Source organism: Streptomyces sp. SID14478 (assembly GCF_010548525.1).
In the GTDB taxonomy this organism is placed as follows: Bacteria; Actinomycetota; Actinomycetes; order Streptomycetales; family Streptomycetaceae; genus Streptomyces.
The window spans coordinates 1-8,315 of record NZ_JAAGMG010000071.1 but is presented as its reverse complement, the minus strand read 5'-3'; the positions used below and the strand labels follow the sequence as shown (position 1 = coordinate 8,315).

8 protein-coding genes are annotated in these 8,315 nt (G+C 72.6%); 5 read left to right on the top strand and 3 right to left on the bottom strand.

The features are described from left to right. Window positions 1-813, top strand: an 813-nt coding sequence (locus G3I40_RS02480; protein WP_203643271.1) for a glycoside hydrolase family 3 C-terminal domain-containing protein, incomplete at its 5' end; no start/stop codon positions are given. 48 nt (window positions 814-861) lie between these two features. Next, complete coding sequence (locus G3I40_RS02475) at window positions 862-1,902, top strand: LacI family DNA-binding transcriptional regulator (RefSeq protein ID WP_164300490.1); 1,041 nt, start codon at window positions 862-864, stop codon at window positions 1,900-1,902. 18 nt (window positions 1,903-1,920) lie between these two features. Here the strand turns inward: G3I40_RS02475 and G3I40_RS02470 are convergent, their stop codons facing one another. Together G3I40_RS02470 and G3I40_RS02465 are read right to left on the bottom strand one after the other, a co-directional pair. After that, window positions 1,921-3,111: a HAMP domain-containing sensor histidine kinase gene (locus G3I40_RS02470; RefSeq protein WP_164300489.1), complete on the bottom strand. Its 1,191-nt coding sequence runs from the start codon at window positions 3,109-3,111 to the stop codon at window positions 1,921-1,923. After that, on the bottom strand, window positions 3,108-3,770 hold the full coding sequence (locus tag G3I40_RS02465; protein ID WP_164300488.1) for a response regulator transcription factor: 663 nt from the start codon (window positions 3,768-3,770) through the stop codon (window positions 3,108-3,110). Before G3I40_RS02465 ends, G3I40_RS02470 begins: the two co-directional genes overlap by 4 nt. Before the next feature lie 196 nt (window positions 3,771-3,966). On the opposite strand from G3I40_RS02465, the gene G3I40_RS02460 reads away from it, so the two are divergent. Together G3I40_RS02460 and G3I40_RS02455 are read left to right on the top strand one after the other, a co-directional pair. After that, on the top strand, window positions 3,967-5,403 hold the full coding sequence (locus tag G3I40_RS02460; protein WP_164300487.1) for an FtsX-like permease family protein: 1,437 nt from the start codon (window positions 3,967-3,969) through the stop codon (window positions 5,401-5,403). A 1-nt stretch (window position 5,404) separates the two neighbouring features. Further along, window positions 5,405-6,088: an ABC transporter ATP-binding protein gene (locus G3I40_RS02455; RefSeq protein WP_164300486.1), complete on the top strand. Its 684-nt coding sequence runs from the start codon at window positions 5,405-5,407 to the stop codon at window positions 6,086-6,088. Between the two features lie 5 nt (window positions 6,089-6,093). Here G3I40_RS02455 and G3I40_RS02450 read toward each other — a convergent pair whose 3' ends face one another. Beyond that, window positions 6,094-7,353 carry an MFS transporter gene (locus tag G3I40_RS02450; RefSeq protein WP_164300485.1) on the bottom strand — a complete coding sequence of 420 codons (1,260 nt, stop codon included), beginning with the start codon at window positions 7,351-7,353 and terminating at the stop codon, window positions 6,094-6,096. 128 nt (window positions 7,354-7,481) lie between these two features. Here G3I40_RS02450 and G3I40_RS46840 point away from each other — a divergent pair. Continuing rightward, the coding region (locus G3I40_RS46840) for a LysR family transcriptional regulator (protein WP_164300484.1) at window positions 7,482-8,315 on the top strand (834 nt) is incomplete at its 3' end.

The following is an 8,315-nucleotide window of genomic DNA, read 5'->3' as shown; positions in this document are numbered from 1 at the left end:
GCCCGCGCCGCCGACGCGGCGGTCGTCGTCGTCGGCACCACCGACGGAAGCGAGTCGGAGGGCCACGACCGCACCTCCCTCGCCCTGCCCGGACACCAGGACGCGTTGGTGCGGGCCGTGGCGGCGGTCAACTCCCGTACCGTCGTGGTGGTCAACTGCGGAGGGCCGGTCGAACTGCCCTGGCGCGACGAGGCGGGCGCGGTCCTGCTCACCTGGCTGCCCGGCCAGGAGGGCGGTACGGCCCTGGCCGAGATCCTCCTCGGGGACGCCGAACCCGGCGGCCGGCTCCCCACGACCTGGGCCGAGCGGCTCGCGGACGCCCCCGTCACCGCCACGCAGCCGATCGACGGCGTCCTCCCGTACGAGGAGGGGCTGCACGTCGGACATCGCGCGTGGCTGCGCAGCGGACGCACCCCCGCCTACTGGTTCGGGCACGGCCTGGGCTACACCACGTGGGACTACGAGAGCCTGTCCGTGTCCGAAGTCCCCTCGTGCGACGGCGGGTTCAGGGTGTCGGTCCAGATCCGCAACACGGGGGAGCGGAGCGGGCGCGAGGTGGTCCAGGTGTACCTGTCCCGACCGGCGTCGGCCGTGGAGCGCCCCGTGCGCTGGCTCGCCGGATACGCGGCAGTGCGCGCGGCGCCCGGCGAGTGCGCCCGGGCCACCGTCACCGTGGATGCGCGCTCGCTGCGGCACTGGAGCGTCGAGGCCGACGCGTGGGTCGGCGAGCCGGGCCGCTTCCTCGTGCACGCCGGACGCAGCGCCGGGGACCTGCCGCTCGCCGTTCCCGTGCAGGTGCGCGACGGCAGTTGACAAGAGAGCGCTCTATGCGCGGTGCGACCACGCGATTAGGCTGCGTGCATGCAACGACAGTCCTTGACGCTGGAGGACGTCGCCCGTGAGGCGGGGGTCTCGCGGGCGACCGTGTCCCGGGTGATCAATGAAGTGCCCAGCGTGGACCCGGTGATCCGCGAGACCGTGCGCGAGGCGATCCGGCGCACCGGCTACACCCCCAACAGGGCAGCCCGCTCCCTGGTCACCCGGCGCGCGGAGACCATCGCCCTCGTCGTGTCGGGCGCCGGCGAGGACGACGAGAGCGCGCAGAACGCCTTCGCGGCGCGGGTGTTCGCCGACCCCTTCTTCGGGCGGATCGTCGGCGGCGTCGTCTCGTTCCTGCGGACCCGCTCGATGCACCCGGTCCTGATGTTCGCCGAATCACAGACCGCGCGGGACGAGGTGATGGGATATCTGCGCCAGGGCAGGGCCGACGGCGCGCTCGTCGTCTCCACGCACGCGGAGGACCCGCTGCCGCCGCTGCTCGCCCGGGAACAACTGCCCGCCGTGTGCTTCGCGCGGCCCGCGCGGCCTGCCCCGATCAGCTACGTGGACCTGGCGCACGGCGAGGGCGGCCGGATGGCGGCGCAGCACCTCCTGGACCGCGGACGCCGGCGCCTGGCGACCGTGACGGGACCGCTGGACCTGCCCGCCGGTCAGCAGCGGCTCGCCGGGTTCCGGGAGGCGATGGAGCGCGCCGGCCTGCCCTACGTCCCCATCGCGGAGGGCGGGTTCACCCTCGACAGCGGGGCCGCCGCGATGACCCGGCTGCTGGACGACCACCCGCACCTGGACGGCGTGTTCGCGGCCAACGACCTGATGGCGCAGGGGGTGTGCCAGGTGCTGCGCGAGCGCGGCCGGCGCATCCCGGAGGACGTCGCGGTGGTCGGCTTCGACGACTCCAGCGTCGCGGTCACCTGTACGCCGCCGCTGACGACGGTGCGCCAGCCCGTCGAGGAGATGGCCCGCGCCATGGCGCGCATCCTGCAGGAACACATCGAGGGCGAGCGCACGGAACCGACCTCGCTGATCTTCGAGCCGGAGCTCGTGGTGCGCGCGTCCAGTTGAGGCGGACGCGCGCACGACTCACCCGTCGACGGCCGCCGGAAGGCGTACGTGCACGCGCAGGCCCCCGCCCGCGGGGGCCTCGGCGGTGACCGTGCCGTGGTGGGCGCGGACGACGCTGCGCACGAGGGCCAGGCCGAGCCCGTGCCCCCGGTCGCTGGAGACCCGCGGCCGCGCGCGGTAGAACGGCTCGAACAGCCGGTCCACCGTCTCCGGGTCCACCACCGGACCGGTGTTGGACACGTCGAGCACCACGGCGCCGGCGGCCTCGTCGGCGACGACGGCCACGTCGACGGACCCGTCGGGCGTGTTGTGCGTGCGGGCGTTGTCGAGGAGGTTCACCACCGACTGCCGCAGCAGCGTGGCGTTCCCCGCGACAAGGCAGTCCGCCGCGTCGCCCGGCAGCCGCAGCCGTACGTCGGGACCGCCGCGGCCGCGCAGCGCGTCGACGGCCTCGGCGACGAGGTCGGCCACGTCGACCGGTTCCGGGTCGAACGCGACCTGCTCCGAGGCGGCCAGTTGCAGCAGCTCCTCGACGACCGTGATGTTGCGTTCGTTGGTCTCCACCAGCATCGGCAGCAGCTCGGCGAACTCCTCGCCGTTTGGATCGGCCGCCGCGACCTGCAACACGGCCCGGGTGGTGGCCAGCGGTGTCAGCAGTTCGTGCGAGGCGTTGGCCGCGAACCGGCCCTGCGCCTCGAAGGACTCCTCCAGGCGCGCCAGCGTCGCGTCGAACGTGTCGGCCAGCTGCTTCAGCTCGTCGGCGGGCCCGCGCGCGTTGATCCGGAACGACAGCTCGCCCTGACCGGCGCGCGCCGCGGCCCGGTTGATCGCCGACAGCGGCCGCAGGAGTCTGCGCGACAGCAGCCAGCCGGCCCCGAGCCCGACCGCCGTCACCAGGAGCACTCCGGCGACCGACACCGCGAGGACCGCGTGCCACACGTCCTGCTCGTCCTGGATGAGGCCCCCGGAGGCCACCTTGGCGCCCTCCACGGGATGCGCCGGCCGGAACTCGGGCAGGTGGGTCGGGGTGGGCCCGTGCGAGGTCGCTGCCGACGGGGGGACGCTGACGGTGGTCGAGAAGTCGTACGTCGGCAGATAGCGGATCCCGACGTAGATGATCACGACCATGAGGGCCCCGCACCCGGCGAGCGCGGCGCCGAAGCCGAGGAACAGCCGGGTGTGGATGCTCAGCGTGCGCCGGCGGATCATTCGGTCCCCAGGTAGTAGCCGGCGCCGATGGCCGTGTGCACGAGCCGCGGCTCGCCGAGCTTCCTGCGCAGGGTGTGCACCACCAGACGTACGGCGTTGGTGAACGGATCGGCGTGCGCGTCCCACGCCTTGTCGAGCAGGTACTCGGCGCTCACCACGCCGCCCTCGGCCCGCAGCAGCAGCTCCAGGACGGCCAGTTCCTTCGGCGTCAGCCGGATCTCGACGCCGTCGCGCGTGACCCGGCGCCGGTGGGTGTCGAAGGTGAGGCCGGCGAAGGCGAGCAGCGGGGGATGCGCCATGGGGCTGCGCCGGTACAACGCGCGCAGCCGGGCCACCAGTTCGGGGAAGTCGAAGGGCTTCGCCAGATAGTCGTCCGCCCCCAGGCCGAGGCCCTCCACCTTGTCGCCGAGCCGTCCGGCGGCCGTCAGCATCAGGATCCGGCAGTCCAGGCCCAGGGCGACGACCTGCCGGCACACGTCGTCGCCGTGCAGTCCGGGCAGATCGCGGTCCAGGACCACCGCGTCGTAGTCGTACACCGTGAGCCTCTCCAGCGCCCGGTCCCCGTCGTGCACGACGTCGGTGGCGATGCCCTCGCGGCGCAGTCCGATCTCCAGGACGCGGGCCATGTACTGCTCGTCCTCGACCACCAGCACGCGCACGCCGCGGTTCCCTTCCCTACGTTTCCTGTGCCATTTCCGTGGCATTCCTGTGAGGGGTCACAGGGCGGATTCTTCTGCCCTTTTCGTCCGCCGACACTTCTATCAGAGCCCGTATGTGAGTCGTGTATGAGACGTACCGGGCCGCGCTGAAAGACAAAACGTGAGGCAAAGCCCGCGCTGGCTAGCGTCAGTTCCCATGAACTTTCTCAAGCGGGCCTGGTGGCGCCTGACCGGGCACGGGGGCAAGACCCTGAGCCTGACGGGACTCTTCCTCGTGATCTGCACGCTCGTCCTGTCCGGCTATCTGATCCAGGCGGCCGCGGCGCGCGCCGCCGAGGGCGCCAAGCGCCAGGTCGGCGCCGTGGCGACCATGCAGCTCGACGTCGACGCGCTGATGCGCTCCGGCGGCGTGGACACCGACGGCGCCGGACACGGCGGGGTCATCGGCGACAAGGGAGACCTGCACCGCAGCGTCGTCGACAAGATCTGCGCCGCCGCGGTCGTCGACCGGTGCAACTACACCTCGGACGCGGGCGCGTTCCCCACGAAATCCATGAAGCTGTACCAGCCCGTCCCGGCGCCCGCCGGTGAGGGCAGCCCGATGACCGACCTGTTCAAGGCCGACGGAATTCGCGACCTGGATTCCGTCGGGGAATTCCGCAACGGCGACGCCGAGTTGCTGTCCGGACACGGCATCACCCCGGACAGCAAAAAGGACGAGATCGTCGTGGAGGAACGCCTCGCCAAGGCGAACCACCTGAAAGTCGGCGACCGGCTCGCACTGAAGGCGGGCGAACTCCCGGCCCCCGGCCAGAAGCAGAACGAGACCGCGCACTCCTTCGAGGTCGTCGGCATCTACAAGTCCGGCACGGCCGACGCCGGTCAGTACGTCCCCCCGGTGACGGACCCGGCGAACCACCTCTACGTGAGCCCCGACGGCGCCAGCATCCTGATGAACAAGGGCACGGGCAAGGACGGCGTCGTCAAGGAAGCCACCTTCACGCTGCACGACCCCGACGACCTGGACGCGCTGCGGCGGGCCGCGAAGTCCGCGGGCGTCGACCCGCAGATCTTTCCGCTGACCGTCAACGACAAGCAGTACCGGGCGCTCGTCGGCCCCATCACCAAGACCGCCGACTTCGCCACCGTCACCGTGTGGCTGGTCGCCGTGGCCGGCACCGTCATCCTCGCCCTGATCGTCGCCGCGTCCCTGCGCGAGCGCCGCGGCGAACTGGGCATCCTGATGTCCCTGGGGGAGCGGGGGCCGCGCCTGCTCGCCCAGCACCTCGTGGAGATCGTGGCCTGCGCCCTCGTCGCGATCGGCCTCGCCACGGCCTGCAGCCCCGTCCTGTCCGAGGCCATCGGCCAGCGGCTCCTGTCGAGCCAGGTCTCCGCCGCCCGCGAGGAGGCCGCGGACCGGACCCCCGAGCAGGACTACGCGAACACGGGCGGCGGCACGAAGAGCAACGAGCCCGCGGCCGACCCGATCCACGAGATGGACGTCCGTCTCGGCCCCGCCGACATCACCAAGATCGCCGCGACCGGTCTGGGCATCGCCGGGCTTGCCACGCTCGTCCCCGGCATCCGCGTCCTGCGGCTGACTCCGCGCGACATCCTGACGAAGGGAAACTGAGATGGCCGCGTCCGACGCCGTCCTCGAACTCACCGACCTGACCCGCACGTTCACCGGCGGCAGCCGCCGGCGCACCGTGCTCAAGGGAGTCAACCACCGCTTCCACGAGGGCCGCATGTACGCCGTCGTCGGGCCCTCGGGGTCCGGCAAGACGACCCTCCTGTCACTGGCCAGCGGACTGGACGCACCGACGTCGGGCAGCGTGCGGTTCCGGGGCAGGGACATCGCCGAGATCGGCCTCGGCACCTACCGCAACCGGCACGCGGCCACCGTGTTCCAGTCCCTGAACCTGCTGACGTACATGACCGCCGTACAGAACGTCACCGCCGCCATGGAGATCACCGGCGTGAAGGTCCCCCGCCGCAAGCAGCGCGCCGCCGAACTCCTCGGCCTGCTCGGCATCGAGGAGGCCGAACAGCACCGCAGGACCCTGCAGCTCTCCGGAGGCCAGCAGCAGCGCGTCGCGATCGCCCGGGCGCTCGCCTGCGACGTCGACATCCTGTTCGCCGACGAACCGACCGGCAGCCTCGACCACGACACGGCGGCCGGCATCGTCACCCTGTTCCGCCGGCTCGCGCACGACGAGGGCAAGTGCGTGATCGTGGTGACCCACTCCAAGGAGGTCGCCGACGCCGCGGACGAGACGGTGACGATCCGGCGCGGCCGGATCAGCGCCGGCCCCTGACGGGCTCAGCGCACCGCGGCCGGCCGCCGGCCGAGCACCGCCACCACCGCGAGGAGCACCATCAACGGGCCGGCGAACCAGGTCATCGCGGTGGTCGCGGTCAGCGACAGCGTGGCGACGCCCAGGGCGACCGCCGGGATGCTCAAGCCCGCGTAGGCGACGAGGAACAGGCCCGCCAGCGCCCCGCTGCGGCGGGCCGGCGCGGCCATCGCGACGACCGAGCCGACCGCCGCCTTGAACATCAGCCCGGACCCGGCCCCGGCGACGATCCCACCGGCCAGGAACGTCGCCAGGCTGAGCGTGTGCATGCCGGTGACGACCGTCAGGAAACCGGCCGCCTGGGCCAGCAGCCCGAACGCCATCTTCGTGCGGGCTGCGATCCGGTGCGCCAGCATCTGGGCGAGGACCGCGGCGACGTACTCCGTGCACACGACGGCGCCGGCCAGGGCGTGCGAGGGGCGGCCGAGCGCATGCGCGAGGAAGCCGGGGGCGGTCACGGTGAACAGACCGAGCACCGCGAAGGAGGAGAAGGCCGCCGCCGCGGCCGCCAGGTAGCCGTTGCGGTCGCCGTGATCGGCGCTCACCCGCTGCGGACGGTAGCGCGGCCGGGGCCCGGATATCCGCACGGTCTCGGGCGACAGGGCGATCGCCACGGCCACCACCACGAGGAGCACCCCGAAGACGACGTAGGGCACGCGCAGCGGAGAGGGCGCGTACTGCGCGAGGAACCCGGCTGCCAGGGGACCGACGCCGAGGCCGCCGATGTTGGCCGCGGTGGAGACGGTCTCGAACCGCTGCGCCGAGGCGCCCGGCCGGTGCGCGGCGTGCAGCTCGTGCAGATAGGCCGTCGCCGTCGCGGTCAGCATGCCGACGCCGAGCCCGGTGACGAACCGGGCCACGAGCAGCACGGGCAGTGCCGCACTCGTCAGGAACAGCGCGGCGGCCACGCACTGCAGGGCGAGCGCGGCCAGCAGTACGCGCTTGCGCCCCAGCCAGTCGGAGACGTGCCCGGCCAGGACCAGACTGACCATCACCCCCACGGCGTAGACGGCGAAGACCACCGTGACCATGAACGTGGAGAAGCCGTCGTGCGCCGCGTACAGCGGAAAGAGCGGCGTCGGCGCGGTGGAGAACGCCATCGCGACGAGGAAGGCGGCCGCGACCACCCAGAAGCCGGTGCCGTGCCGGGCGGACGCGACGGAAACGGTGGGCGGCGGGTCGCCTTGGGGGGTGAGCCGGGCGCGCACGGGCGTCGACGTGGTCATGGGCACTGCTCCGATCCGATGTCAGCGGGCGCGTGCCCGCCGAGTACGTCTCAGCCTCCGCGACCACCCACGATCGCGTCCAACGAATCTTTGCGCTGGTCATCATCTGTATGTGCGATGGTTGAGGGGTGGAGCTCCGACATCTCGAGTACTTCGTCGCCGTCGCCGAGGAACAGAACTTCACGCGCGCGGCGGCCCGTCTGCACATCGTCCAGTCCGCGGTCTCCGCCGCGGTCAAGTCGCTGGAGCGCGAACTCGACGCGCGGCTGCTCGACCGCAACTCCAAGCGGGTGCTGCTCACCGAGGCGGGCCGGGCGCTGCTGCCCAAGGCCCGCATCGCGCTGGACGCCGCCCGGGACGCCGCCGACGCCGTCGCCGAGGTGCGCGGCGGACTGCGCGGCACCCTGCGACTCGGCACGCTCACCTCGATCCGGCTGATCGACCTGCCCGCGCTGCTCGGCGAGTTCCACCGCAGGCACCCCGGCGTGCAGCTCCAGATCTCCGTCGCCCCCAGCGGCTCGCAGGGCCACATCGAAGCGCTCACCGAACGCCGCCTGGACCTGGCCCTCGTGTCGCTGCCCGGGCCGGCGCCGGCCGGTGTCACCCTGCTGCCGCTGGCCGGGTCGACCCTCGACCTGGTCGTGCCGCCGGACCATCCGCTCGCCGGCCGCACGGGAGTGGACATCGGCGAGCTGGCCGGGCTGCGCTTCATCGACTGCCCGCCGGGTTACGGGAACCGCGCCATCGCCGACCGCGCGTTCGCGGCGGCCCACGTGCCGCGGCACGTCACGATCGAGATCACCGACATCTTCACGACCGCCGAATACGTGCGCGCGGGCCTCGGGATCGCGTTCGTCCCGCGGTTCCTGCTGGGCACCGCGCACGGCCTCGCCGTGCTCCCGGTGACCGGCGCCGACCTGCACTGGCCGCTGTCCCTCGCGACCCCCGCCGACCGGCCGCCG